Below are 24,976 nucleotides of genomic sequence, written 5' to 3' on the forward strand. Positions count from 1 at the left end.
CAACGGCCCGCAAGCGGGCCGTTGAAGATCAAGCTGGTACGACTGATCAGCTCAGCGCTTCGAGCACCTTGCCGGTGATCGACTCGACCGAACCGACGCCCGCGATGTGGCTGTACTTCGGCTTGCCCTGGCTGGCGGCCAGGCTCTGGTAGAACTCCACCAGCGGCTTGGTCTGGGAGTGATAGACCGACAGGCGATGACGCACGGTTTCTTCGGTGTCGTCTTTACGCTGGACCAGGTCTTCACCGGTGATGTCGTCTTTACCGGCGATTTTCGGCGGATTGTAGACGGTGTGGTAAACGCGGCCCGAGGCTTCGTGCACACGGCGGCCAGCGATACGCTGGACGATCTCTTCGTCGTCGACGGCGATCTCGACCACGTTGTCCAGCTCGACGCCGGCTTTGACCAGCGCTTCGGCCTGAGGAATGGTGCGTGGGAAGCCGTCGAACAGGAAACCCTTGGCGCAATCGGCCTGGCTGATGCGTTCCTTGACCAGGTTGATGATCAGGTCATCGGAGACCAGACCACCGGCGTCCATCACGCTCTTGGCTTTCAGGCCCAGCTCGGTGCCGGCCTTGACCGCTGCGCGCAGCATGTCGCCGGTGGAGATTTGCGGAATGCCGAATTTTTCGGTGATGAACTTTGCCTGAGTACCTTTACCGGCCCCGGGAGCTCCCAGCAGAATTACGCGCATCGATGTGCTCCTCAATTTTTTATTTAGAAACGCTCGGATTCGCCTCGTGGGGCCAATCTCGGAAATGGGATAGTGGCCGCCCAAACGGCCAAAGGCTGATCAAGATACACAGCCGACACAGCGCACACAAGCAGCCGAAAGTCGGAGCAACCCGCCGCCTTTATGCCCTGGCGACAGGGTATTGCTGGTCGCAACCCCATAACAAAGTGTCGCCTGGCGACGGTCGCCAGCCCTCTCGGGCCAGCGCTCGAAGTACCGTGCCAAGCCACTGAAAACCCCGGCAATTACTTTAGCCGGTATTGCGCAAACCGGCGGCAATCCCCGCCACAGACACCAGCAGCGCCTGTTCCACCGGGCTGTCCTGGGCGCCGTCCTGGCGTCGCGAACGGGCCAGCAGTTCGGCCTGCAATAGATGCAGCGGGTCCAGGTAGGTATTGCGCAGGCGAATGAACTCCAGGGTGTCAGGGCTATGTGCCAGTAACTGCGACTGACCGGTCAACCCCAAGACCACCGAACACGCCTGCGACAATAAGTCGCGTAAATGCGCACCCAATGGCAACAGCGCCGGTTCGACCAATCGTTCGTCGTAGGAACGGGCGATATCCGCGTCGGCCTTGGCCAACACCATCTCCAGCATGTCGATGCGCGTGCGGAAAAACGGCCACTGTTCGCGCATCTGCCCCAGCAACTCGCCCTCCCCGCGCTCCAGGGCCTTGCTCAAGGCGGTTTCCCAGCCCAGCCAGGCCGGCAGCATCAGGCGGGTCTGGGTCCAGCCGAAAATCCACGGGATGGCCCGCAGGCTTTCGATGCCGCCGGCGCGCCGCTTGGCCGGCCGGCTGCCCAGTGGCAGGCGCCCCAGTTCCTGCTCCGGCGTGGACTGGCGGAAATACTCGACGAACTGCGGGTTCTCCCGCACCACCGCGCGATAGGCCTTCACCCCATCGTCGGCCAGTTCGTCCATCAGGTCGCGCCAGGCTGGCTGCGGCAGGGGCGGCGGCAGCAAGGTCGCTTCCAGCACCGCCGCCAGGTAGAGATTGAGATTCTGCTCGGCGATGTCCGGCAGGCCGAATTTGAAACGAATCATTTCCCCTTGCTCGGTGGTACGGAAGCGCCCCGCCACCGACCCCGGCGGCTGCGACAGGATCGCCGCGTGGGCCGGGCCGCCGCCACGCCCCACGGTGCCACCGCGACCATGGAACAGCAGCAGCTCGACCTGCTGCTCGCGGCAGATATCCACCAGTTTTTCCTGGGCCCGGTACTGCGCCCAGGCGGCAGCAGTGGTGCCGGCATCCTTGGCCGAGTCGGAATAACCGATCATCACTTCCTGCGGGCCCTGCAGGCGCGAACGATAGCCTGGCAGAAGCAGCAACTGCTCGATCACCGGGCCGGCGTTGTCCAGGTCGGCCAGGGTTTCAAACAGCGGCACCACGCGCATCGGCCGCAGCACGCCCGCTTCCTTGAGCAGCAGTTGCACGGCGAGCACATCGGATGCCGCGCCGGCCATGGAGATCACATAGGAGCCCAGCGAAGCCGCCGGGGCTGCGGCGACTTCCCGGCAGGTCGCCAGCACTTCGGCGGTGTCGGCCGAGGGCTTGAAATAACCGGGCAGCAGCGGACGACGACTGCCCAGTTCGCGCATCAGGAAATCGATGCGCTCTTGCTCGCTCCAGTCGCCGTAGCGGCCCAGGCCCAGGTAGTCGGTGATTTCGGTCATGGCCGCGGTGTGCCGCGAGGAGTCCTGACGCACGTCCAGGCGCACCAGGAACAGGCCGAAGGTCACCGCGCGGCGCAGGCAATCGAGCAACGGACCGTCGGCGATCACGCCCATGCCGCATTCATGCAGGGACTCGTAGCAGAGCTCCAGCGGGTCCAGCAGCTCGCGGTTGTTCTGCAGCACCTGGGCAGTCGCCGGCACGCTACCGCTCAACGAGGCCTGGGCCCAGTTGCGGGTGGCCCGCAGGCGCTCGCGCAATTGCTTGAGCACCGCGCGATACGGCTCGGCGCTGTCGCCGGCCAGTGCCCGCAATGTCGCGTTGGCTTGCTGCATGGACAGGTCGGCAGCCAGTTGATCGACATCGCGCAGGTACAGGTCGGCGGCCATCCAGCGCGCCAGCAACAGCACCTCGCGGGTCACCGCCGCGGTGACATTGGGGTTGCCGTCACGGTCGCCGCCCATCCACGAAGCAAAGCGAATCGGCGCCGCCTCCAGCGGCAAATGCATGCCGGTGGCCGCGTGCAAAGCCTGGTCGGCCTTGCGCAAATAGTTGGGGATGGCCTGCCACAGCGAATGCTCGATCACCGCGAAGCCCCACTTGGCTTCGTCCACCGGGGTCGGCCGGGTACGGCGGATTTCTTCGGTGTGCCAGGCCTCGGCGATCAGCCGCTGCAAGCGTGTCTGGATCTGCGCGCGCTCGGCCGAGGTCAGGTCGCGATGGTCCTGGGCAGCCAACTGCGCGGCGATGGCATCGTATTTCTGGATCAGCGTGCGGCGGGCGACTTCGGTGGGGTGGGCGGTCAACACCAGCTCGATCTCCAGCCGCCCCAACTGCCGGGCCAGCGCCTCGGCGCCATGGCCTTCGGCCCGCAGGCGCGCCAGCAGTTCCGGCAGCACCCGCGACTCGAACGGCGCCGGCTGCGACTCCTCGCGACGGTGAATCAACTGGTACTGCTCGGCGATGTTGGCCAGGTTGAGGAACTGGTTGAACGCCCGCGCCACCGGCAGCAGTTCATCCTCGCTGAGCTGGTTGAGGCTGGCGCTGAGTTCGGCATCCAGCGAACCGCGTCGGTCGGCCTTGGCACCCTTGCGAATCTGTTCGATCTTGTCGAGAAAACCCTCGCCATACTGTTCACGAATGGTGTTGCCCAACAGCTCACCCAGCAGGTGAACATCTTCGCGCAAGCGCGCATCAATATCGGTCATCTACCTGTTCTCCAGCGGACTCGGGGCTCCTAGTAAGCCCCAAGAGTGCCGCCAGCACATGGCTATTAGCAAGGGCGGTCTTGACGCGAACAGCTGCGGGCAACGCCGGTGCACGACGAAGCGCCTTTAAACCTTGCACGATGGAGCTAGTCTCAAGAGTAAGCCGCACAACGGCTTAGCGCCGGCACAGGCCGGTCACTCACCAAGCCCTGCCACAAGCAGGTGTTCATTGAGGTTGCCATGAAAATCCGTGAGCTCGCGCAACACTGGGAAGAAAACGCCAAGGGTCGCCTGACCCAGACCGGCTACACGATCTATCTGGATGTCGAAGCCGCCGCACGCCTGGCGGCAATTTCCGAGATGTACCCCAAACGCCGGACCGAGGAACTGCTCGGCGAACTGATCGGGGCCGCCCTGGAGGAACTCGAGACCAGCTTCCCTTATGTCCAGGGCCAGCATGTGGTCGCCACCGACGAAGAAGGCGATCCACTCTACGAAGACATCGGCCCTACCCCGCGTTTTCTCGCCCTGTCGCGGCGTTATCTGCACGATCTGTCGGCTCAGGCAGACGAGCAGAAACACTGATCCACGCCTGCATTTCTCACCGATAAGAGCGTTATTCCTGACCCCGGATCGGGTCAGGAGTATCCCAGCGCACGGCAAAAGTTCCTTATTCAGAGCCTTGTCCACACAGTCAGGAAATTTCCGGGCAATAAGCCATCTTCTCTGAACTATTCAAAAAAGCCTCGGGTCACAGCCAATAACCATCCCTGGAACGGCCGTTTCATTTTCAATGCCCCAGCCTTGTCGTCACTCAGCGTTACGGCGTCGGAACCGGGATGGATTTTGATGTTTTTCAGGAGTTATCCAATGGAGTTGAAGACCATGAAGATCAGCACTGCCAAATCCTCGTCAACCTCTCTGCGCGGGCTGAAACTGGCCGCGCTGGCTCTCGGTAGCAGCCTGGTCCTGGCCGGTTGCGCCGGTAATCCGCCAAGCGAGCAATACGCGGTGACGCAATCTGCGGTCAATAGCGCAGTCAGCGCAGGCGGTACCGAATTTGCCGCGGTGGAAATGAAATCGGCTCAGGACAAGCTCAAGCAAGCCGAGCTCGCCATGCACGACAAGAACTACGACGAAGCCCGGCGTCTGGCCGAGCAGGCCGAATGGGACGCCCGCGTCGCCGAGCGCAAGGCTCAGGCAGCCAAGGCCGAACAGGCATTGAAGGACTCTCAGAAAGGCGTTCAGGAACTACGTCAGGAAGGCATGCGCAGCGTGCAATGAGCCGCGGGCGCCGATTCCCACGTATTCGCAATCGATAAAAGGACGAAACCATTATGCGTAAACAACTGATGATCCCTGCCCTGTTGGCCCTGAGCGTAGCACTGGCGGCATGCTCCACCCCGCCTAACGCCAACCTGGAAAACGCCCGGACCAACTACTCTGCCCTGCAGGCCAATCCGCAGGCCACCAAGGTGGCGGCCCTGGAAACCAAGGACGCCAGCGAATGGCTGGACAAGGCCGACAAGGCCTACCTGAACAAGGAGGACGAAAAGAAGGTCGACCAACTGGCCTACCTGACCAACCAGCGGATTGAAGTGGCCAAGCAGACCATCGCCCTGCGCACCGCGGAAACCCAGCTCAAGGACGCCGGCGACCAGCGCGCCAAGGCGCTTCTGGATGCCCGTGACGCACAGATCAAGCAACTGCAATCGAGCCTCAACGCCAAGCAGACCGACCGCGGTACGCTGGTGACCTTCGGTGACGTACTGTTCGCCACCAACAAGGCCGACCTGAAATCCAGCGGCCTGGTCAACATCAACAAGCTGGCGCAGTTCCTGCGCGACAACCCTGACCGCAAAGTGATAGTCGAAGGCTACACCGACAGCACCGGCAGCGCGGCCTACAACCAGTCGCTGTCCGAGCGTCGCGCCACTTCGGTACAGGTCGCCCTGATCAAGATGGGTGTCGATCCGGCACGCATCGTCGCCCAGGGTTATGGCAAGGAATATCCGGTTGCCGACAACGGCAGCGTTTCCGGGCGCGCCATGAACCGTCGCGTGGAAGTGACCATTTCCAACGACAACCAGCCGGTCGCGCCACGTTCGGCCATCAGCGCCAACTAAGCCCGGCCCCGCGCGATAAACCGCGCACCCAATAAAAAGCCCCGCCTTGATCGGCGGGGCTTTTTTTATCCGGCAACCGGATCGCGGCTCGCGCTGGTATGCCGACCGGTCACTGCTCCAGCTTCGGGGTTTCCTGGCCCATGCAGCGCACGGCGCGCTTCTTGTTGTTGATCAGCACGCCCGTCAGCCCCTTCTGCTCGGTGTCGAACAGCACCAGCACGCCATCGATGCATTGCGCCACCTCGGCCGCCGGCTCCAGGGACACCTTGTAGTCTTCGCCGGGCACGGTCTTGAGCATGGTGAAATCGTTGAGCAGCAGCGCATCCTCCGGCTTGGCGAAATGCAGGTAGCCGTAGTACCACAGGCATGCCACGGTGCCGAGGATGCTGCAGATACCGGTGATGATCAGGGGGATGGCGTTACGTTCTTCGCTCATTGCGGACTCTCTGGAGGTTCTACGACTGGATTCAAAGGTGTGGGGTAATTGGGGATTTCGCCCAGGCGGCGCAGGCCGTTGAAATGCTGCGGGTCCTCAAGGTAACGCAACATCACCTGGCGCCAGACCGGGTCGGCGAAGGTCTGCACATGACCGCCTCGGGTCAGTTGCAGCACCCTGGGCGGGGGCGCAGCTTGATACAGACGGATGCCGTTGGAAAGCGGTACGAGGGAATCGTCGATACTGTGGTAGATCAGCTTGGGCACGCCATCCAGGCGCGCCATGGCCTTGATCGCACTGTCGCCATCGGGCACCAGCCACGACAGCGGCACCTGGAACGGCCAGGTCATCCAGGATGTGCTCAGGGCAAAACGGCCCACCTCGCGGTAACTGGCCGGTACCCCGTCGAAGACAATGGCCTTGAGCTGGCGCTGGCGTTCCGGATGCTGCTCCACCAGATAGTGGATGGCCAGGGCGCCGCCCAGGCTCTGGCCCAGGACGATCAGCGGCTTGCCCTGGACCTCGGGCGCCCGGTCCAGCCACTGGAAGGCCGCGTCGACGTCCTGGTAGATCGCCGGCAGGCTCGGTTTGCCTTGCGACACCCCGTAGCCACGGTAGTCCACCAGCAGAACCTGATAGCCCTGCTCCGGCAACCACCAGCTGCCGCCGAGGTGCCCGGACAGGTTGCCGCCATTGCCGTGCAGGTGCAGCACCGTGCCCTTGACCGGCACCCCGGCCTTGGCCGGCAGCCACCAGCCGTGCAAGCGCGTACCGTCGGCGGCGGTCAGGGTGACGTCGCGGTAGTCGAGCCGGGCCTTGTCCGGGGTGAACGGCAGGCCCCGCTCGGGATAGAACAGCAGCGAGCTGCAACCGCTCAGGGTCAGCAGCAGGCAGACAATGCTGAGGACTCGCATCCGTTTGAAGCCTTATGCCGAGAGTGAAAAACGCCCCCTGTAGGAGCGAGCTTGCTCGCGATACGTGGTGTCAGGCACATCGCCATCGCGAGCAAGCTCGCTCCTACACGGAGGGGGTTACAGGATGTTCGAGTAATCCGCCTCGATCCGGTCCAGGCTCAGGTGATTGAGGAAGTTGGAGAAGCACATCCAGGCCGACAGCGCGTTCATGTCGCGGAACTGGTCCGGCAGGTACTTGGGTGGCACCACCAGGCCTTCGTCGACCAACTGGCGCAGGGTCCGCATGTCCTCCAGGGTGGTCTTGCCGCAGAACAGCAAAGGTATCTGCTCGAGCTTGCCCTTGCGCACGGCCAACTGAATGTAGTTGTAAACCATGATGAAGCCCTTGAGATAGGACAAGTCTTTGGTGAATGGCAGGCCCGTCGGCACCGAACCGCGGAACACCCGGCTGGCATTGCCATAACTTTCGGCCATTTCGAAACCCTGCTCGCGGAAGAACTCGAACACCTGCATGAAGTCCGCGCCCTCCTCCACCATGTGAATGGCGCGAGTGCGGTTGGTCAGCTTGCGCAGACGGCTCGGGTAGGAGGCGAAGGTAATGATCTCCATCAGGATCGCCAGGCCTTCCTGGGTCACGGTCGACGAGGGCGGGCCCTTGGACAGGAAGGTGCAGATCGGCTGGTTCAGGCCGTTGAGGGTTGTGCCCACGTGGACCAGGCCTTCGTGGACTTCCAGGGCGCGCACATCGCGATCGTTGAACAGCGCGTCGGCGCGGATCTTGATGTAGTCGGCGCCGGCCGCCGCGTCCGCGACTATGCCATCGGACTCGAAGACCCGGATGGTTTCCTCGGCCTCGCCGAACACCTTGTTCAGCCGGCTTTGCAGCAGGTTCACCGCTTCCTTGGCGCTCAGGGTCTTGGGTTCGTCCTTGAGATCGCCACGGCCGTCGATATTGTTCAGGTAATCCGAGAGCATCAGGCCCAGGTCGGCCAGGGTCGGGTCGCCGGCATGAAAGGCGTCGGAGGCCGCGCCGTAGAGTTCCTGGGAAATCAGCCCGAAGTCCTCGGTGCCACGGGCCTCGAGCATCCGCACCACCATGCGGTACTCCTTGCACATGCGCCGCATGATCTGCCCCACCGGGTTGAACTGGCCCAACTGGCGGGTGATGTCACGTTCGATGTTCTGGAACTCCAGTTTCACCGCGCTGGAGTCGAAAGACAGCGGCCGGCCTTCGTAATAGGCGCGGTCCACCGCCGGCATTTCCTTGCCATTGGCCTTGAGGAAACCTTTGCGGATGTTGTCATCCCACTTCACCGCATCCAGTACGCGGATCGGCGTCTGTGCCAGCACAATGCGATCGGACAAGGTGCGTATCGTCTGCTGGTAATCGTCCACCCCAAAACTCCCGTTAAAACGTCTGTACTGCGTTTACTTGCCTGCCCGCTGGAAGCGCGCCGCCTCGACGAACACGTCGGAGTTGGCGGGATCGTCCAGATAGGCGAAAACCTGTGGCAGCGCGCTGTCGATCAGCACGCCCTCGCCGTCCTTGGTGTCGAACGGTTCGCCCCGCAGGGCATTCTGCCCGCGGGCCTGATTGATCTGCTCGAGATCGAGCTGGTAGAGCACCAGCTCGTGTTCGTCGGTCAACTCGAAACCGGCGATGGTGAAGTGCCCACCGAGCGCCTGGGGCACCGCCGCCGAGAGATACCAGCGGCTGCCGTGGCGGGAAACGGTGAACTCGTAAGTATCGTGCTGCTGCGGCTTGGCCTTGACGGAAGTGACGGCCTTGTAGCGGTTGTTGCCGATGCGGCTCAGTTGCAGGGTGAGCGGTTCGCCCCAGGCATTCTTGCTGGTCCATTTGCCGAGCAGCGCCGCGGGCGCCGCCTGATCGGCCGGCAAGGGTTCCTTGAAGGACACCAGGCAGCCACTGAGCAGCAGGAACGACAAGGCGATCACAACGCGCCAGGCTTTCATTCAACACTCCCTATCAGCAGTCGACCCGTAGCCGCTAGCGCAGCCTGCGTTCGGGCGGGCGGATCACACCGAGGCCAATACCAGGTGCATGTACCGGGTCAGAATGCCCAGCATGTCTTCGTCGGCCAGAGGCTCTGCCCCGTTGAGCAGGCCCTGATATTCCATCCGTCCGATTATAGACGTCAACACTTTGGCATCCTGTTGCGGCTCGCGTGAACCCAATACCTGGAAAAACTGGCAGGTACCCTGCAGCAGGATCTGCTGGTGGGAACGCACCAGCAGCGCCAGGCGCGGGTTGAGCAGCGCTTCCTGGCGAAACGCCTGCTCGGCCATCAGATGCTCGCGGCGGTTGTGCAGTTGGCGCTGCACGTAATCGGCGGTCAGGCGCGCAATGTCATCGGCCAGTTGCGCGCGGGACTGCGGGCTGCCGTCGCCATAGGCGACCATCTCCCGCAGCAAGCCCTCGTTGTTGGCCCACAGCTTGGCCATGAAGGCGGCGCTGCGCTCGACGTATTGGGCGAAGGTATCGGTGAGCAGGTCATCGATATCCTTGAAGTAGTAGGTGGTGGCCGACAGCGGCACACCGGCTTCGGCGGCGACCGCGCGATGACGCACGGCGCGCACGCCATCGCGCACGACGATGCGCATGGCCGCGTCGAGAATATCCTGGCGACGTTGCTCACTGCCCTGTCGGCTGGCCTTGCGGCCCTGGTACTGAACACTTTCAGCGACCGCAGTGGCGATGCCAGCTGCACCTTCTTGAGCAATTGCACGGTTCACGACAGGTATTCCTCTCACATAAAAAATGAAAAAAGCAGTACGTCAGTGCCACACAGACAATAAAAAGCCGCCTGTTAGCGGCGGCTTTTTATTCAACATATTTACGCTTGCGGCCGCATGTGCGGGAACAGGATCACGTCGCGGATCGACGGGGAGTTGGTCAGCAGCATCACCAGGCGGTCGATGCCGATACCTTCACCGGCGGTCGGCGGCATGCCGTACTCCAGGGCGCGAACGAAGTCGGCATCGTAGTGCATGGCTTCGTCGTCCCCGGCGTCCTTGTCAGCCACCTGGGCCATGAAACGCTCGGCCTGGTCTTCCGCGTCGTTCAACTCGGAGTAGGCGTTGGCGATTTCGCGGCCACCGATGAACAGCTCGAAACGATCGGTCACGTTCGGGTTCTCGTCGTTGCGACGGGCCAGCGGCGAGACTTCGAACGGGTACTGGGTAATGAAGTGCGGCTGCTCCAGCTTGTGCTCGACCAGTTCTTCGAAAATCATCACCTGCAGCTTGCCCAGGCCTTCGAAGCCGAGCACCTTGGCACCGGCCTTCTTGGCGATAGCGCGAGCCTTGTCGATGTCGTTCAGGTCATCAGCGGTCAGCTCGGGGTTGTACTTGAGGATCGAGTCGAACACCGACAGGCGGGCGAACGGCTCGCCGAAGTGGAACACCTTGTCGCCGTATGGCACGTCGGTGCTGCCCAGGACCAGCTGCGCCAGTTCGCGGAACAGTTCTTCGGTCAGGTCCATGTTGTCTTCGTAGTCGGCGTAGGCCTGGTAGAACTCCAACATGGTGAATTCAGGGTTGTGCCGGGTCGAAACGCCTTCGTTGCGGAAGTTGCGGTTGATCTCGAACACTTTCTCGAAGCCACCGACCACCAGGCGCTTGAGGTACAGCTCCGGGGCGATACGCAGGAACATTTCCATGTCCAGGGCGTTGTGGTGGGTCTCGAACGGCTTGGCCGCCGCACCGCCGGGAATGGTCTGCAGCATCGGCGTTTCCACTTCCAGGAAGTCACGCTTCATCAGGAAGCTGCGGATATGGGCGATGACTTGCGAACGCACGCGGAAGGTTTCGCGTACGTCTTCGTTGACGATCAGGTCGACGTAGCGCTGGCGATAGCGCTGCTCGGTGTCGGTCAGGCCGTGGTGCTTGTCCGGCAGCGGACGCAGCGACTTGGTCAGCAGGCGTACCTGGGTCATCTCGACGTACAGGTCGCCCTTGCCGGAACGAGCCAGGGTGCCTTCGGCGGCGATGATGTCGCCCAGGTCCCAGGTCTTGACCGCGTCCAGGGTTTCTTCCGGCAGGGTCTTGCGGTTGACGTAGACCTGGATCCGCCCGGTCATGTCCTGGATCACCATGAACGAGCCACGGTTGAGCATGATGCGACCGGCAACCTTGACCGGGATTGCAGCCTCGGCCAGCTCTTCCTTGGTCTTGTCCGCGTATTGCTTCTGCAGGTCGTTGCAGTAGTTGTCGCGGCGGAAGTCGTTCGGGAAGGCATTGCCCTTGGCGCGCTCGGCAGCAAGCTTTTCCTTGCGCAGGGCGATCAGGGTGTTTTCTTCCTGTTGCAGGGCCTGGTCGAGTTGTAGGTCGCTCATGTCTTTAAATTTTCCATCACAGGTACGTTGCCCCTTGCCTGTGGCAAGGGATCGCGGGCCAGCCTCGCTCCTACAGAAGCGCGCCGTGCCCGCGGCATGGGTGTCGCGGCTTACAGCCCCGATTTCAGGCTGGCCACCAGGTATTCGTCGATGTCGCCGTCGAGCACCTTGTCGCAGTCACTGCGTTCGATGTTGGTACGCAGATCCTTGATCCGCGAGGCATCGAGCACGTAGGAGCGGATCTGGTGACCCCAGCCGATGTCGGACTTGGTGTCTTCCAGCGCCTGGGAAGCGGCGTTGCGCTTCTGCATTTCCTGCTCGTACAACTTGGCCCGCAGCATCTTCATGGCGGTGTCCTTGTTGGCGTGCTGGGAACGTTCGTTCTGGCAGCTGACCACGGTGTTGGTCGGTACGTGGGTGATACGCACGGCCGAGTCGGTGGTGTTTACGTGCTGGCCACCGGCACCGGAGGAACGATAGGTGTCGATGCGCAGGTCCGCCGGGTTGATCTCGATTTCCACCTTGTCGTCGATCTCGGGCGAGACGAATACGGCCGAGAACGAGGTGTGGCGCCGGGCGCCGGAGTCGAACGGGCTCTTGCGCACCAGGCGGTGCACGCCGATCTCGGTGCGCAGCCAGCCAAAGGCGTACTCGCCCTTGATGTGCACGGTGGCGCCCTTGATCCCGGCGACTTCGCCTTCGGACAGTTCCATAATGGTGGCGTCGAAGCCACGCTTGGAGGCCCAGCGCAGGTACATGCGCAGCAGGATGTTGGCCCAGTCCTGGGCTTCAGTGCCGCCGGAGCCGGCCTGGATGTCCAGGTAGGCGTTGTTCATGTCCATTTCGCCGCTGAACATGCGACGGAATTCCAGCTTGGCCAGGGCCTCGTCGAGACGGGTCAGTTCGGCGACCACATCGCCTACCGCGCCTTCGTCGTTCTCTTCGACGGCCATCTCCAGCAGATCGCGGCAATCGGCCAGGCCACCGGACAACTCGTCCAGGGTCTCGACGATCTGTGCCAGCGCGGAGCGCTCGCGGCCCAGTTCCTGGGCGTATTCAGGCTTGTTCCAGACGTTCGGATCTTCAAGCTCGCGGTTGACCTCGGTCAGACGCTCATGCTTTTGATCGTAGTCAAAGATACCCCCGAATAGTTTCGGAGCGCTCGGACAGGTCCTTGATAGTGTTAAGGATCGGGTTGATTTCCATGGCAGGCAGCACTCGTTGGCGAACTTTTGAAAGCCGGCGAGTATAACGTAATCAAGCTGGTGCGGCAGCCCGCCTGGCGGCTTTAGGCCCCCGCGGTGGCGGTTTTTTTCACTCGATCCCCACCTGATTGCGACCATTGTGCTTGGCCAGATACAGGCCTTTGTCGGCGGCCGAGATCAATTGCCGGCAACTGGTGCTCGGCTGCGGCGTCATGGTGGACAGACCGATGCTGATGGTCAGGCTCGCCCCTTCGGTCGGCGCGATATGCGGAATCTTCAGCGCGGCCACGGTCTGGCGCAGTTTCTCGGCCACCAGCCGCGCCCCGCCGGGCGAGGTGTTCGGCAGCACCAGGGCAAACTCCTCCCCGCCGTAACGCGCCGGTAAATCCGACGGTCGGCTGCTGGCTTCGCGGATTGCCGTCGCCACCTTGCGCAGGGCTTCATCGCCTTCCAGATGACCGAAGTTATCGTTGTAGGACTTGAAGTAATCGACATCGATCATCAGCAACGACAACTGGGTCTGGTCGCGCATTGCCCGGCGCCACTCCAGTTCCAGGTACTCGTCGAAATGCCGGCGGTTGGACAGGCCGGTCAGGCCATCGGAGTTCATCAGGCGCTGCAGCACCAGGTTGGTATCGAGCAGCTGCTGCTGGCTGACCCGCAGCGCGCGATAGGCCGCGTCCCGCTGCAACAGGGTCATGTAGGAACGCGAGTGGTAACGGATGCGCGCCACCAGTTCGATATTGTCCGGCAGCTTGACCAGGTAATCGTTGGCCCCGGCGGCGAAGGCCGCACTCTTGATCAGCGGGTCTTCCTTGGTCGAAAGCACGATGATCGGAATATTCTGGGTCGCCGGGTGGTTGCGGTACTCGCGCACCAGCGTCAGCCCGTCCAGGCCCGGCATCACCAGGTCCTGCAGGATCACCGTCGGCTTGATGCGGATCGCCTGGGCAATGGCCTGGTGCGGGTCGGCACAAAAGTGGAAGTCGATGTTTTCTTCATTCGCCAACCCACGCCGCACAGCCTCACCGATCATTGCCTGGTCGTCGACCAGCAGCACCATCGCAGCATTTTCATCGGTTTTAAAATCGTCGAGCTGTAAATCATTCATGGGTTGTCACCTGAGTTGCTACCTGGCCAGGACAGCTGCGTTTGTCGGTCATTTGGCAAATATCTCCAGCAATCGTGGAGCGATCTTGTCCAGTGGGCGAATCTCTACGGCAGCGTCGATGGCAGCGGCCGCCTTGGGCATGCCATACACCGCACTACTCTCCTGGTCCTGGGCGATGGTCAGATAACCCTGGTCGCGCATCAGTTTCAGGCCCTGGGCGCCATCGCGGCCCATGCCGGTCAGCAGTACGCCGACCGCATCGCCATTCCAGTAACTGGCGACACTTTCAAAAAACACATCGATCGATGGCCGATAGATCTCGTTTACCGGCTCGGCGGTGTAGGCCAGGGTGCCGTTCTTCAACAGCCGGATATGGTGGTTGGTCCCGGCCAGCAGTACCGTACCGCTCTGCGGTGGCTCGCCTTCGCGGGCCAGGCGCACCTTGAGCCTGGAGGCGCTGCTCAGCCATTCGGCCATGCCTGCGGCAAACACCTGGTCGACGTGCTGCACCAGCACGATGGCGGCCGGAAAATGGGCGGGCAGCCCCTTGAGCAACACTTCCAGCGCCGCCGGGCCACCGGCGGACGAGCCGATCGCCACCAGGCCCTGGCGTTGCGCCATGGTGCGCATCGGCACCGGTGCCGAACGCACGTGGCTGCCACGCTGCTGGCCGATCAGCCAGCCGATATTGAGGATCTTGCGCAGTAAAGGCGCCGCCGCTTCCTGCGCATTGCCGGCCCCCAGGGCCGGTGTATCGACCACGTCCAGCGCGCCATGTCCCATGGCCTCGAACACCCGATGCACGTTCTGCTGGCGGTCCACCGTGACGATCACGATAGCGCAAGGGGTTTCGGCCATGATCCGGCGGGTCGCCTCTACGCCGTCCATCACCGGCATGATCAGGTCCATCAGGATCAGGTCGGGCGTCAGCTGCGCGCAGTACTCGACTGCCTCGGCGCCATTGGTCGCGACCCACACCACTTCGTGCGCGGGCTCGAAGGCCAGGGCCCGGCGCAGGGCCTCCACAGCCATGGGCATGTCATTGACGATCGCGATTTTCATGCCCGCGCTCCTCCAATCAGCTCCACCACCGCATCCAGCAGGGCGTCATCATGGAAACTGGCTTTGGCTAGATAATAGTCGGCCCCGGCATCCAGTCCACGGCGCCGGTCCTCTTCGCGATCCTTGTAGGAAACCACCATCACCGGCAACGACTGCAGGCGATTGTCACGGCGCAGGAGTGTGACCAATTCAATCCCATCCATTCGGGGCATATCGATGTCGGTGATCAGCAGGTCGAAGTCTTCCGAACGCAAGGCGTTCCAGCCATCCATGCCGTCGACGGCGACCGCTACGTCATAACCACGGTTGAGCAAAAGCTTGCGTTGCAGCTCACGCACGGTGAGCGAGTCGTCGACCACCAGGATGCGCTTGCGCGCCGTCTCGGCCTGATGGCGATTGTGCCGGGCAATGCGTTCCAGGCGGCCGGTATTGAGCAGCTTGTCCACCGAACGCAGCATGTCCTCGACGTCGACGATCAACACCACGGAACCGTCATCGAGCAAGGCCCCGGCGGAAATGTCCTGGACCTTGCCCAGGCGGTCGTCCAGCGGCAGCACCACCAGGGTCCGCTCGCCGATGAAACGCTCGACCGCCACGCCATAGACCGCGTCGCGCTCGCGAATCACCACCACCTTGAGCGTGGATTCGTTGTTCTGCCCCGCCGGGCGTTGCAGCAACTGGCTGGCCGCGACCAGGCCGACGTGGCGGCCTTCGTGCCAGAAATGCTGGCGTCCTTCCAGCTGGACAATGTCGTCGGGCTCCAGATCGCACATGCGTTCGATATGCGCCAGCGGGAAGGCATAGGCCTCTTCGCCGACCTCCACCACCAGGCTGCGCACCACCGACAGGGTCAGCGGCACTTCGAGGTGGAAACGACTGCCCTGCCCCGCCACCTGCTCCAGCTGCACCGCGCCGCGCAACTGGCGCACCATGTGCTGCACCGCATCCAGGCCGACACCGCGCCCGGAGACCTCGGTGACCTTGTCCCGCAGGCTGAAGCCCGGCAGGAACAGGAAAGTCAGCAGTTCTTCTTCGCTCAGCTGGGCGGCGGTCTCGGCCGGGGACAGCTGGCGCTCGACAATGCTCTGGCGCACCCGTTCCAGGTCGACGCCATTACCGTCATCGCTCAGCTCCAGCACTAGCAGCCCTGCCTGGTGGGAAGCGCGCAGGCGAATCAGGCCCTCGGCCGGCTTGCCCGCCAGCAGCCGCTGTTCGGGCGTTTCGATGCCATGATCGACCGCGTTGCGCAGCAGGTGGGTCAGCGGCGCCTCGAGTTTTTCCAGCACGTCGCGATCGACCTGGGTCTTCTCGCCCTCGACCTCCAGGCGAACCTGTTTGCCCAGGCTGCGCCCCAGGTCGCGAACCATCCGCACCTGGCCCACCAGCACATCGGCGAACGGCCGCATGCGACAGGCCAGCGCGGTGTCGTAGAGCACCTGGGCGCGCTGGCTGGCCTGCCAGCCGAATTCATCCAGCTCGGCGGTTTTCTCTGTCAGCACCTGCTGGGATTCCGCCAGCAGGCGTCGCGCATCTTCCAGGGCTTCGAGGGCCTCCAGGCCCAGCACCTGCTCCTGCTCCTTGAGATGCCCATTGAGGTTTTCCAAAGCGCGCAGGCCGTTGCTCTGCAGGCGCTTGAGGCGCTGCAGGGCCGCCAGGTAGGGCTTCAGGCGCTGGGTTTCCACCAGCGACTTGCTCGACAGGTCGAGCAGGCTGTTCAGGCGTTCGGCCGTGACCCGCAACACCCGTTCGCCCCCTTCGGCGAGCTTCTTGCCCTTGTGCGTAATCGCCGCGGCTGTCTCTTGCAGCGTTTCCTGCAATACCTCCTGCGGCATCTCGAACGGCGGAACCTGTGGTTCGGGTTCGACCCGCGGAGCCTGCATTTGCAGCTCGGCCATGGGCGGCAGGTTCGGCTCGATCCGGGGCAGGACAACGCCCGCAGACGCCGCGTCCGGCGAGCCGACCAACTGCTCCATGAGCGCCACGTAGGCGGCAATATCCTGCTCACTGACCTGACTGCCCGGCGTGGCGATGCGCATCAGGAAATCGGTGCCCTGCAGCAGTGCATCGATATGTTCGGGACGCAGGTACAGCCGCCCTTCCTGGGCGCTGACCAGGCAATCTTCCATCACATGGGCCACGCTGACCCCGGCGTCGACCCCGACGATCCGCGCCGCGCCCTTGAGCGAGTGGGCGGCGCGCATGCAGGCTTCCAGCTGGTCGGCCTGGGTCGGATTGCGCTCCAGCGCCAGCAGGCCGGCACTGAGTACCTGGGTCTGGGCTTCGGCTTCCAGGCTGAAGAGTTCGAGCAACGAGGCGTCGCGCATTTGATCGGGGGTCATGTCAGGCTCCGGGTCACGGCGGACAGCAACTGCTCTTCATCCAGCCAACGCAGGCTGCGGCCCTTCCATTGCAGGACGCCACGGGTGTACTTGGCACTGGCCTGCTGGCCGGAAACCGCGGCGGCGTCCAGGGTACGCTCGTCGATGGCATGGATGCCCTCCACCTCGTCCACCGGCACCACCACCGGGCCGCCCTGGGCGGCGATGATCAGCATCCGCGGAATCACCCGCGCGCCCGACACGACCGTGCTGGTGGAGTCCAGCCCCAGCAGCTCCACCAACGACAGGCACGCCACCAGCGCACCACGCACATTCGCCACGCCCAGCAAGGCTCGCGAGCGCTGGTGCGGCAAGGAATGGATCGGCTGCAGCGGCGCCACTTCCACCAGGCAACGGGTGGCAATGCCCAGCCATTCCTCGCCCAGGCGGAACATCAATAACGAACGGGTGACGACATCCGTATCGGCCTCGACCGCTTGCTCATGGCGCTCCTGCTGCAACGCATAGCGGTCGAGCAGGCGGGTGGCCGCGGCGGAATACACCGAGCAATTGCGGCAATGCACATGCCCGGCCAGCAACGGGCAACTCTTGTCGCCGTGGATACCGATGCGGTTCCAGCAATCGTCGATAGCCTGCGCATCTTCGTGGGTCACGCTCAACGAAACAGAGCCGCTCATGATTTACGCTCACTGTCTGCTGTACGGCCGCTGCGGGCCGCGCGCTCCTGCAATCGACGGGCACCGGCGACGTCTCCCTGGGAGGCCAGCAAGGCGGCCAGGTGCGCCAGCGCTTCGGCGTGCTGCGGATCCAGGTACAGGGCCTTGCGATAGAAACCCTGGGCTTCCAGGGCGCTGCCCGCCACGTCGCTGAGCAGCCCCAGCCAATAGAACACCTGCGCCACCGGCTCGTGGGTGTCCAGGTAATGCTCGCAAGCCACCCGGGCCTCGGCGCTTTTGCCTTCGTTGGCCAGGGCCGCGATGCTCGCCAGCAACGTCGTGGCATCGCTGGCCGGCCTGGTCGGCGCGGGGCGTTGGCTCGCCACAGCGGCACTGGAGAACGGTCGGCTGCGCACGGGAGGCGCGATGCTGCGCACCGGCTGGCGCGCCGGCAATGCGCTTGGGACAAAGGCCGGCGCGGGTTCGGGCTCGGGTTCGTTATGCCGGCTGAAGGCAAAGGACTGGGCAATGCCGATCGAGCGCATGCCCAGGCGGCCCAACAGGCTGCCTTCGGCCGGGCCGATGAACAGCACGCCGTCGACATGCGTCAGGCGCTTGAGCACTTCGAACACCTGGCGCTGGGTCGGCTGATCGAAATAGATCAGCAGGTTGCGACAGAAGACAAAATCGTAGGGCGGCTCATTGGCCAGCAAGGTCGGGTCCAGCAGGTTGCCGACCTGCAGGCGCACCTGCTCGCGCACCCGCTCGCTGAGGCTGTAGCGCTCATCTTCGGCGGTGAAATGCCGTTCACGAAAATCGCTGTGCTGGCCGCGAAAGGAGTTCTTGCCATACACCGCCTGCCTGGCCCGCTCGACCGACAGCGGGCTGACATCGAACCCCTCGACCTTGAACTGATGAGGGGCCAGCCCGGCATCGAACAGGGCCATGGCAATCGAGTACGGCTCCTCGCCGGTGGAACACGGCAGGCTGAGGATGCGCAAGGCGCGCATGCCCTTGAGTTCGGCGAGCCGCGAGCGAGCGAGTTTGGCCAGGGTCGCAAAGGATTCCGGATAACGGAAGAACCAGGTTTCCGGAACGATCACCGCTTCGATCAGGGCCTGCTGTTCATCCCGCGAGCCTTGCAGGGTCTGCCAGTAATGGTCGGCGCTGGGCGCCTGCTGGGCGATGCTGCGCTGGCGCACCGCGCGCTCGATGATCGCCGGGCCCACCGAGGCCACATCAAGGCCGATGCGCTCCTTGAGAAAATCGAAAAATCGCTGGTCGCTGCTCATGACGACTCCCCGAGCAACGCCGGATCCAGCGGCGGCGAGGGAAACAGCAGCGCACGCACCTCGGCATCCAGCAGATCGTCGACACGCACCCATTGCAGCAGGCCCTGGGCATCTTCGTAGACCGGGCCCAGGTACGGCGCATTGCGGTTATCCAGGCCGTAGGCCTTGAAGTCCTGCGGGTTGCAACGCAGAGTGTCAGTGGCCTGCTCGAGGATCAGCCCCAGCAACTGCGCGGGCTGTGCCGTCTGCGGGCGGTAATGCACCAGCACCAGGCGGGTGCTGGTGCGCTCCTGCGCCGGCTCGCCAAAGGTCAGGGCACTCAGGTCGAGCACCGGCACCACCGCGCCGCGATGGGCGAAGACCCCGGCCACCCAGGACGGCGCCCGGGGAATCGGCTTGAGTTGCAGGCGCGGCAATACCTCGACCACCTCGATGGCCTGCAAGGCGTAACGTTCGGTGCCGATGCGGAACACCAGGAACAGCGCGTCTTTCGTCGCCGTCCCTGCGCCGCCTTTCGCTGCGAGCTCGTTCATCAGACTTTGAAACGCGAGACGCCGCTGCGCAGCCCCACCGCCACCTGGCTCAGTTCATCGATGGCGAAACTGGCCTGGCGCAGCGACTCGACGGTCTGGCTGCTGGCATCGCCCAGTTGCACCAGGGCGTGGTTGATCTGCTCGGCACCGGTGGCCTGGGCCTGCATGCCCTCGTTGACCATCAACACCCGCGGCGCCAGGGCCTGGACCTGGTGGATGATCTGCGACAGCTGCTCGCCGACCTGCTGCACCTCGGCCATGCCGCGGCGTACTTCTTCGGAGAACTTGTCCATGCCCATGACCCCGGCCGAGACCGCCGACTGGATCTCCCGGACCATTTGCTCGATATCGTAGGTGGCGACCGCGGTCTGGTCCGCCAGGCGCCGCACTTCAGTGGCCACCACGGAAAAGCCGCGCCCGTACTCGCCGGCTTTCTCGGCTTCGATCGCGGCATTGAGCGACAGCAGGTTGGTCTGGTCGGCGACCTTGACGATGGTCACCACCACCTGGTTGATGTTGCCGGCCTTCTCATTGAGGATCGCCAGCTTGGCGTTGACCAGGTCGGCCGCGCCCATCACCGAATGCATGGTTTCTTCCATCCGCGCCAGGCCCTGCTGGCCGGAGCCGGCCAGCACCGAAGCCTGGTCGGCGGCGGTGGAGACTTCGGTCATGGTGCGCACCAGATCGCGAGAAGTGGCCGCGATTTCCCGGGAGGTCGCACCGATTTCGGTGGTGGTCGCCGCGGTCTCGGTGGCGGTCGCCTGTTGCTGCTTGGAGGTGGCGGCAATCTCGGTGACCGAGGTGGTGACCTGGACCGAGGAACGCTGCGCCTGGGACACCAGGGAGTTGAGCTCGGTCATCATGTAGTTGAAGCCGGTTTCCACGGCACCGAATTCGTCCTTGCGCTCCAGGTTCAGGCGGCTGGTCAGATCGCCCGTGCGCATGACGTCGAGGATCTTCACGATACGGTTCATCGGCGCCATGATCGCGCGCATCAGCAACAGGCCGCACAGGCCCGCCGTCAGCACCGCCACCAGCAGGGAAACGCCCATGGTGACTTTGGCCGCGGCCACCGCATCATCGATCTGCGAGGCGGCCGAATCGGCGACCCCCTTGTTCTCGTCGATGATGTCGTTGAGTTTCAGTCGACCGGCGATCCAGGTGGGCGTCAACTGGTCATGGAACACACGGACAGCCTCGGCTTCCTGATTACGCCGATGCAGATCCAGGACCATGGCCTGGATCTTGAGAAATTCCTGATGGTGTTTTTCAAACTCGTTGAACTCCTGCAGGTCGGCCTCACCGCGAAGCGTGTCCTTGTAGCTGGCCATGTATTTCTGCAGGCGTTGCTCGAAGCTTTTGAAATCGGCCTCATCCTTGGCACTGACGCCCTTGCCTTCGTTCAGGCCGATGATTTCCTGGGTATGCAGGAAACTGTCGACCCACGAACCGCGAATCATCGAACTGAAATAGACCCCGGGAATGGCATCGGAGCGCATGCGGTCTTCGCCGGCCTCGATCTTCAACAAACGGGAGTACGAGGCTATGACCATCAGCAGCATGATGGTGATAATCACCGCAAAGCTCGCCAAAATGCGTTGGCGCAACGTCCAGTTCTTCACAGTCAGTCCTCGGGGCCATTCAAATGGTGGGGAGTATAGCCGAGGGCGTGCCATCATTTATCAGCGTATTGCGCACCACGTCTCACTCAGAGCGAAAGGCAGGGTCCGCTCTGGAGGGCTACTTTCCGCCAGATGACTCGAGCGCCGCCAGTGATGATCCGGCATAAGCAGAGGGCATTTCTGCCATCAAAGAGGGCGTGCGAAGCTTTCTCCAGCGCACGCCCGATTGGCGTCAAAGATTGGCCTGGCGCACCTGTTTTTCCAGTTCGAGTTTCAACCCCGGCTCCAGCTTGAGTTGACGCGCCAGCTCATCCAGATAGGCCTTTTCCATGAAGTTTTCCTCGTCCACCAGCATCACGCTGGCGACGTACATTTCGGCGGCCATTTCCGGGCTGCCGGCGGCACGCGCCACATCCGCCGGGTCCAGGGGTTTGTTGAGTTCGGCGTGCAGCCAGTGCTGCAGCTCCTGATCGTTGTCCAGCCGGGTGAACTCACCTTCGATCAGGGCGCGCTCGCGTTCGTCGATATGGCCATCGGCCTTGGCCGCGGCCACCAGCGCCTTGAGGATCGCCTGGCTGTGCTGTTCGACCTGCTGCGCGGGCAGGCGGTCGAGGGTCTGCGGCTCGCTTTTCGGCGCGCCGGCCTGCTGCGCCTGCCAGTTGCCGTAGGCCTTGTAGGCGATCACACCCAGCGCAGCCAGGCCGCCATAGGTCAGCGCCTTACCGCCGAATTTGCGGGCTTTTTTATTGCCCAGCAGCAGGCCCATGGCGCCGGCCGCCAACGCCCCGCCGCCAGCACCGGACAACAGGCTGCCGAGCCCGCCGGAACCGCCACCGAGCAACCCGCCCAGCGCGCCCTTGTCGGCAGCGGATGCCTTGTTCTGCCGCGCCCCGGCCTTGTTCTGCAACAGGTCCTGGCCAGACCTGAGCAATTGATCGAGCAATCCACGGGTGTTCATCCAAACCTCCAGCAACTTGAGTTGATCGAATCAATAAGGCCACCAGCCTAGATCGAAGTGCCCCGATCCTGGGCTCGAGTGTGCTTCCAGATGTTGCTTCGCCGGGCCCGGCCATACGCCTGGGCAGCCCTTCGATTAAAAAGATATACACTCGAAAAAATCGATAAAACCGCCTGACCGGTGATTGCCCATGATGACCTTGCGCCAGATCCGTCACTTCATCGCCGTGGCCGAGACCGGCTCGATCTCGTCCGCCGCCCAGGCGGTGTTCATTTCCCAGTCGACTCTGACCCTGGCGATCCAGCAGCTCGAACAGGAAATCGGCGTCAACCTGTTCAACCGCCATGCCAAGGGCATGACCCTGACTCACCAGGGCCACCAGTTCCTGCGCCAGGCGCACCTGATCCTGGCCACGGTCGACAATGCCAAGCGCAGCCTGCAACAGAGCACCGACCAGGTGGCCGGCCAGTTGATCGTCGGCGTGACCAGCCTGGTCGCCGGTTACTACCTGGCGGACTTGCTCACACGTTTCCAGCGCGCCTACCCCAATGTGGAAATCCGCGTGATGGAGGATGAGCGCCCCTACATCGAGCACTTGTTGGTCAGCGGCGAAATCGACGTCGGGGTGTTGATCCTCTCCAATCTCGAAGACCGCCACGCCCTGCAGACCGAAGTGCTGACCCACTCCCCCCACCGCCTGTGGCTGCCCGCCCAGCACCCGCTACTGGAACACGACAGCATCAGCCTGGCGGATGTCGCTCGCGAGCCGCTGATCCAGCTCAACGTCGATGAAATGGACCGCAATGCCCAGCGCCTGTGGTCCGGCGCCGGCCTGCAACCGCGCATCACCTTGCGCACCGCCTCCACCGAAGCGGTGCGCAGCCTGGTGGCGGCCGGGCTTGGGGTGTCGATCCAGCCGGACATGACCTATCGCCCCTGGTCGCTGGAAGGCGACATCATCGAGGCCCGGCCCATCGCCGACCTCAGCCAGACCCTCGATGTCGGCCTGGCCTGGCGCCGGGGCACGGCGCGCCCGGCGCTGGTCGACCCGTTCCTGACCGTGGCTCGTGAACAGCCCCACGGCGGGCGCAAGCCATCTATTTAATCGAACGCTGCATTCAGTATTTGGTATTTGTCGAGCACTGGCCCCGCCACTAGTCTCTGATCATCCGTCCAGAGAGGGCCGGGCCTCCGTCACTGGAGAGCACCATGGCCATACAAGAAAAGAGAACCCGGAAAATGGCTGGCGCGCAGACTCCGTTGTCCACCGCATTGTTGATCGATGGCGAATTGGTCGCTGGCCAAGGGCTTGTCGAACCTATCCTCAACCCGGCTACCGGCGAAGTGCTGACCCGGATCGCCGAGGCTAGCAACGAACAGGTGGAAGGCGCGATCCTCGCCGCCCACCGCGCCTTTACCGACTGGTCGCGCACCACGCCCCAGCAACGCTCGAACATCCTCCTGGCGATTGCCGATGCCGTGGAAAAGCAGGCCGACCACCTGGCCCGCCTGGAATCGCTGAACTGCGGCAAGCCGCTGCACCTGGCGCGCCAGGACGATCTGGGCGCCACCGTCGACGTGTTCCGTTTTTTCGCCGGCGCCGTGCGCTGCCAGACCGGCCAGCTCGCCGGCGAGTACCTGCCGGGCTACACCAGCATGGTGCGGCGCGATCCTATCGGCGTGGTGGCGTCGATCGCGCCGTGGAACTACCCGATCATGATGGCCGCCTGGAAGATCGCCCCGGCCCTGGCCGCCGGCAATACCCTGGTGTTCAAGCCGTCGGAGCATACCCCGCTGTCGATCCTGGCCCTGGCGCCGACCCTGGCCGAACTGCTGCCGCGCGGCGTGCTGAACATTGTCTGTGGCGGTGGCGAAGGCGTGGGCAGCCACCTGGTCAGCCACCCCAAGGTGCGCATGGTGTCGCTGACCGGCGATATCGTCACCGGGCAGAAAATCCTCCAGGCCGCCTCGAAAACCCTGAAACGCACGCACCTGGAACTGGGCGGCAAGGCCCCGGTGATCGTCTGCAACGACGCCGACCTACAGGCCGTGGTCGAGGGCGTGCGCAACTACGGCTATTACAACGCCGGGCAGGACTGCACCGCGGCCTGCCGGATCTATGCCCAGGGCGGGATCCATGACCGTCTGGTGGCCAAACTGGGTGCCGCCGTGAGCAGCCTGCGGTTCGCCGGCAAGCGCGATGCCGACAACGAGATCGGCCCACTGATCAGCACTCGCCAGCGCGACCGCGTGGCCAGCTTCGTCGAACGCGCCCTGGGCCAACCGCATATCGAACGGGTGACCGGCGCGGCGGTGCATTCGGGCGCCGGCTTCTATTACCAGCCGACCCTGCTGGCCGGCTGTCGGCAGCAGGATGAAATCGTCCAGCGCGAAGTGTTCGGCCCGGTGGTCACCGTCACCCGCTTCGACGAGCTGGCGCAGGCGGTGGACTGGGCCAATGACTCGGAATACGGCCTGGCCTCGTCGGTCTGGACCCAGAACCTGGACAAGGCCATGCAGGTGGCGGCCCGCCTGCAATACGGCTGCACCTGGATCAACAGCCATTTCATGCTGGCCAGCGAAATGCCCCACGGCGGCTTGAAACGCTCCGGCTACGGCAAGGACCTGTCCAGCGATTCGCTGCAGGATTACAGCGTGGTGCGGCACATCATGGCCCGCCACGGCAATGACCTGGAATAACGGCACTAAGCTAATAACAAGCCCTTAGGGCGCGCTCCACCACGTTCACAACT

The 24,976-nt window shown here is 63.5% G+C and carries 22 protein-coding genes; 5 read left to right on the forward strand and 17 right to left on the reverse strand.

Annotation, left to right across the window (positions count from 1 at the left end):
- Positions 1-46 precede the first annotated feature (46 nt).
- Together adk and ppc are read right to left on the reverse strand one after the other, a co-directional pair.
- Positions 47-694 (reverse strand): adenylate kinase, encoded by a 648-nt coding sequence (adk, locus tag J4E58_RS12335; protein WP_007927955.1) that lies wholly within the window; start codon positions 692-694, stop codon positions 47-49.
- 289 nt (positions 695-983) lie between these two features.
- On the reverse strand, positions 984-3,614 hold the full coding sequence (gene ppc / locus J4E58_RS12340; RefSeq protein ID WP_087091363.1) for a phosphoenolpyruvate carboxylase: 2,631 nt from the start codon (positions 3,612-3,614) through the stop codon (positions 984-986).
- Between the two features lie 240 nt (positions 3,615-3,854).
- Between ppc and J4E58_RS12345 the strand changes: the two genes are divergently transcribed.
- The 3 genes from J4E58_RS12345 to J4E58_RS12355 all read left to right on the forward strand — a co-directional run bounded on the left by J4E58_RS12345 (position 3,855) and on the right by J4E58_RS12355 (position 5,740).
- On the forward strand, positions 3,855-4,199 hold the full coding sequence (locus J4E58_RS12345) for a hypothetical protein (protein ID WP_007927959.1): 345 nt from the start codon (positions 3,855-3,857) through the stop codon (positions 4,197-4,199).
- A gap of 285 nt (positions 4,200-4,484) precedes the next feature.
- Positions 4,485-4,898 carry a DUF4398 domain-containing protein gene (locus J4E58_RS12350; protein WP_007927961.1) on the forward strand — a complete coding sequence of 138 codons (414 nt, stop codon included), beginning with the start codon at positions 4,485-4,487 and terminating at the stop codon, positions 4,896-4,898.
- A gap of 53 nt (positions 4,899-4,951) precedes the next feature.
- Positions 4,952-5,740 (forward strand): OmpA family protein, encoded by a 789-nt coding sequence (locus tag J4E58_RS12355; protein ID WP_087091362.1) that lies wholly within the window; start codon positions 4,952-4,954, stop codon positions 5,738-5,740.
- A 109-nt stretch (positions 5,741-5,849) separates the two neighbouring features.
- On the opposite strand, the gene J4E58_RS12360 is transcribed toward J4E58_RS12355, so the two are convergent.
- The 15 genes from J4E58_RS12360 to J4E58_RS12430 all read right to left on the reverse strand — a co-directional run bounded on the left by J4E58_RS12360 (position 5,850) and on the right by J4E58_RS12430 (position 22,223).
- The gene (locus J4E58_RS12360; RefSeq protein ID WP_009042358.1) at positions 5,850-6,176 is read right to left on the reverse strand and encodes a hypothetical protein; all 327 of its coding nucleotides are present in this window, start codon (positions 6,174-6,176) and stop codon (positions 5,850-5,852) included.
- Complete coding sequence (locus tag J4E58_RS12365; RefSeq protein WP_007927967.1) at positions 6,173-7,090, reverse strand: alpha/beta hydrolase; 918 nt, start codon at positions 7,088-7,090, stop codon at positions 6,173-6,175. The genes J4E58_RS12360 and J4E58_RS12365 overlap by 4 nt, the downstream gene beginning before the upstream one ends.
- Before the next feature lie 117 nt (positions 7,091-7,207).
- Positions 7,208-8,485, reverse strand: coding sequence for a flavohemoglobin expression-modulating QEGLA motif protein (locus tag J4E58_RS12370; protein WP_087091361.1), 1,278 nt, complete (start codon positions 8,483-8,485; stop codon positions 7,208-7,210).
- Between the two features lie 33 nt (positions 8,486-8,518).
- Positions 8,519-9,064, reverse strand: a complete 546-nt coding sequence (locus J4E58_RS12375) for a hypothetical protein (RefSeq protein WP_087091360.1) — start codon at positions 9,062-9,064, stop codon at positions 8,519-8,521.
- A 63-nt stretch (positions 9,065-9,127) separates the two neighbouring features.
- Positions 9,128-9,844: a TetR/AcrR family transcriptional regulator gene (locus J4E58_RS12380; RefSeq protein WP_007927974.1), complete on the reverse strand. Its 717-nt coding sequence runs from the start codon at positions 9,842-9,844 to the stop codon at positions 9,128-9,130.
- A gap of 101 nt (positions 9,845-9,945) precedes the next feature.
- Positions 9,946-11,445, reverse strand: coding sequence for a lysine--tRNA ligase (lysS, locus tag J4E58_RS12385; protein ID WP_062823558.1), 1,500 nt, complete (start codon positions 11,443-11,445; stop codon positions 9,946-9,948).
- 110 nt (positions 11,446-11,555) lie between these two features.
- Positions 11,556-12,651, reverse strand: a protein-coding gene (gene prfB, locus J4E58_RS12390) for a peptide chain release factor 2 (protein WP_097136878.1) whose coding sequence is annotated in 2 segments (ribosomal slippage) — positions 11,556-12,578 and positions 12,580-12,651 — 1,095 coding nt in all. Because the reading frame shifts where the segments join, the coding sequence is not laid out codon by codon here.
- A 108-nt stretch (positions 12,652-12,759) separates the two neighbouring features.
- A complete protein-coding gene (locus J4E58_RS12395) occupies positions 12,760-13,761 on the reverse strand; it encodes a PleD family two-component system response regulator (protein ID WP_007927977.1) in 1,002 nt (333 codons plus the stop codon).
- Between the two features lie 48 nt (positions 13,762-13,809).
- The gene (locus tag J4E58_RS12400; RefSeq protein ID WP_087091359.1) at positions 13,810-14,823 is read right to left on the reverse strand and encodes a chemotaxis response regulator protein-glutamate methylesterase; all 1,014 of its coding nucleotides are present in this window, start codon (positions 14,821-14,823) and stop codon (positions 13,810-13,812) included.
- Positions 14,820-17,162 carry a hybrid sensor histidine kinase/response regulator gene (locus tag J4E58_RS12405; protein WP_087091358.1) on the reverse strand — a complete coding sequence of 781 codons (2,343 nt, stop codon included), beginning with the start codon at positions 17,160-17,162 and terminating at the stop codon, positions 14,820-14,822. Before J4E58_RS12405 ends, J4E58_RS12400 begins: the two co-directional genes overlap by 4 nt.
- Positions 17,159-17,839 carry a chemotaxis protein CheW gene (locus tag J4E58_RS12410; RefSeq protein ID WP_087091357.1) on the reverse strand — a complete coding sequence of 227 codons (681 nt, stop codon included), beginning with the start codon at positions 17,837-17,839 and terminating at the stop codon, positions 17,159-17,161. The genes J4E58_RS12405 and J4E58_RS12410 overlap by 4 nt, the downstream gene beginning before the upstream one ends.
- Positions 17,836-19,110: a protein-glutamate O-methyltransferase CheR gene (locus tag J4E58_RS12415; RefSeq protein ID WP_102673014.1), complete on the reverse strand. Its 1,275-nt coding sequence runs from the start codon at positions 19,108-19,110 to the stop codon at positions 17,836-17,838. Before J4E58_RS12415 ends, J4E58_RS12410 begins: the two co-directional genes overlap by 4 nt.
- A complete protein-coding gene (locus tag J4E58_RS12420) occupies positions 19,107-19,643 on the reverse strand; it encodes a chemotaxis protein CheW (protein WP_007927986.1) in 537 nt (178 codons plus the stop codon). The genes J4E58_RS12415 and J4E58_RS12420 overlap by 4 nt, the downstream gene beginning before the upstream one ends.
- Complete coding sequence (locus tag J4E58_RS12425) at positions 19,643-21,265, reverse strand: methyl-accepting chemotaxis protein (protein ID WP_087091356.1); 1,623 nt, start codon at positions 21,263-21,265, stop codon at positions 19,643-19,645. The genes J4E58_RS12420 and J4E58_RS12425 overlap by 1 nt, the downstream gene beginning before the upstream one ends.
- Positions 21,266-21,497: 232 nt before the next feature.
- Positions 21,498-22,223, reverse strand: coding sequence for a tellurite resistance TerB family protein (locus J4E58_RS12430; protein ID WP_087091355.1), 726 nt, complete (start codon positions 22,221-22,223; stop codon positions 21,498-21,500).
- A 190-nt stretch (positions 22,224-22,413) separates the two neighbouring features.
- On the opposite strand from J4E58_RS12430, the gene J4E58_RS12435 reads away from it, so the two are divergent.
- The gene (locus J4E58_RS12435) at positions 22,414-23,328 is read left to right on the forward strand and encodes a LysR family transcriptional regulator (protein ID WP_037035125.1); all 915 of its coding nucleotides are present in this window, start codon (positions 22,414-22,416) and stop codon (positions 23,326-23,328) included.
- 104 nt (positions 23,329-23,432) lie between these two features.
- Positions 23,433-24,923: a gamma-aminobutyraldehyde dehydrogenase gene (locus tag J4E58_RS12440; RefSeq protein WP_087091354.1), complete on the forward strand. Its 1,491-nt coding sequence runs from the start codon at positions 23,433-23,435 to the stop codon at positions 24,921-24,923.
- Positions 24,924-24,976 lie beyond the last annotated feature (53 nt).

It is taken from the genome of Pseudomonas sp. FW305-25 (assembly GCF_017351415.1).
GTDB lineage: Bacteria > Pseudomonadota > Gammaproteobacteria > Pseudomonadales > Pseudomonadaceae > Aquipseudomonas > Aquipseudomonas chlororaphis.

Excerpts from the sequence above, each read along its gene's own strand:
- adk (WP_007927955.1), bottom strand. The coding sequence starts at position 694 with ATGCGCGTAATTCTGCTGGGAGCTCCCGGGGCCGGTAAAGGTACTCAG.
- ppc (WP_087091363.1), bottom strand. The coding sequence starts at position 3,614 with ATGACCGATATTGATGCGCGCTTGCGCGAAGATGTTCACCTGCTGGGT.
- J4E58_RS12345 (WP_007927959.1), top strand. The coding sequence starts at position 3,855 with ATGAAAATCCGTGAGCTCGCGCAACACTGGGAAGAAAACGCCAAGGGT.
- J4E58_RS12350 (WP_007927961.1), top strand. The coding sequence starts at position 4,485 with ATGGAGTTGAAGACCATGAAGATCAGCACTGCCAAATCCTCGTCAACC.
- J4E58_RS12355 (WP_087091362.1), top strand. The coding sequence starts at position 4,952 with ATGCGTAAACAACTGATGATCCCTGCCCTGTTGGCCCTGAGCGTAGCA.
- J4E58_RS12360 (WP_009042358.1), bottom strand. The coding sequence starts at position 6,176 with ATGAGCGAAGAACGTAACGCCATCCCCCTGATCATCACCGGTATCTGC.
- J4E58_RS12365 (WP_007927967.1), bottom strand. The coding sequence starts at position 7,090 with ATGCGAGTCCTCAGCATTGTCTGCCTGCTGCTGACCCTGAGCGGTTGC.
- J4E58_RS12375 (WP_087091360.1), bottom strand. The coding sequence starts at position 9,064 with ATGAAAGCCTGGCGCGTTGTGATCGCCTTGTCGTTCCTGCTGCTCAGT.
- lysS (WP_062823558.1), bottom strand. The coding sequence starts at position 11,445 with ATGAGCGACCTACAACTCGACCAGGCCCTGCAACAGGAAGAAAACACC.
- J4E58_RS12395 (WP_007927977.1), bottom strand. The coding sequence starts at position 13,761 with ATGAATGATTTACAGCTCGACGATTTTAAAACCGATGAAAATGCTGCG.
- J4E58_RS12400 (WP_087091359.1), bottom strand. The coding sequence starts at position 14,823 with ATGAAAATCGCGATCGTCAATGACATGCCCATGGCTGTGGAGGCCCTG.
- J4E58_RS12405 (WP_087091358.1), bottom strand. The coding sequence starts at position 17,162 with ATGACCCCCGATCAAATGCGCGACGCCTCGTTGCTCGAACTCTTCAGC.
- J4E58_RS12410 (WP_087091357.1), bottom strand. The coding sequence starts at position 17,839 with ATGAGCGGCTCTGTTTCGTTGAGCGTGACCCACGAAGATGCGCAGGCT.
- J4E58_RS12415 (WP_102673014.1), bottom strand. The coding sequence starts at position 19,110 with ATGAGCAGCGACCAGCGATTTTTCGATTTTCTCAAGGAGCGCATCGGC.
- J4E58_RS12420 (WP_007927986.1), bottom strand. The coding sequence starts at position 19,643 with ATGAACGAGCTCGCAGCGAAAGGCGGCGCAGGGACGGCGACGAAAGAC.
- J4E58_RS12430 (WP_087091355.1), bottom strand. The coding sequence starts at position 22,223 with ATGAACACCCGTGGATTGCTCGATCAATTGCTCAGGTCTGGCCAGGAC.
- J4E58_RS12435 (WP_037035125.1), top strand. The coding sequence starts at position 22,414 with ATGATGACCTTGCGCCAGATCCGTCACTTCATCGCCGTGGCCGAGACC.
- J4E58_RS12440 (WP_087091354.1), top strand. The coding sequence starts at position 23,433 with ATGGCCATACAAGAAAAGAGAACCCGGAAAATGGCTGGCGCGCAGACT.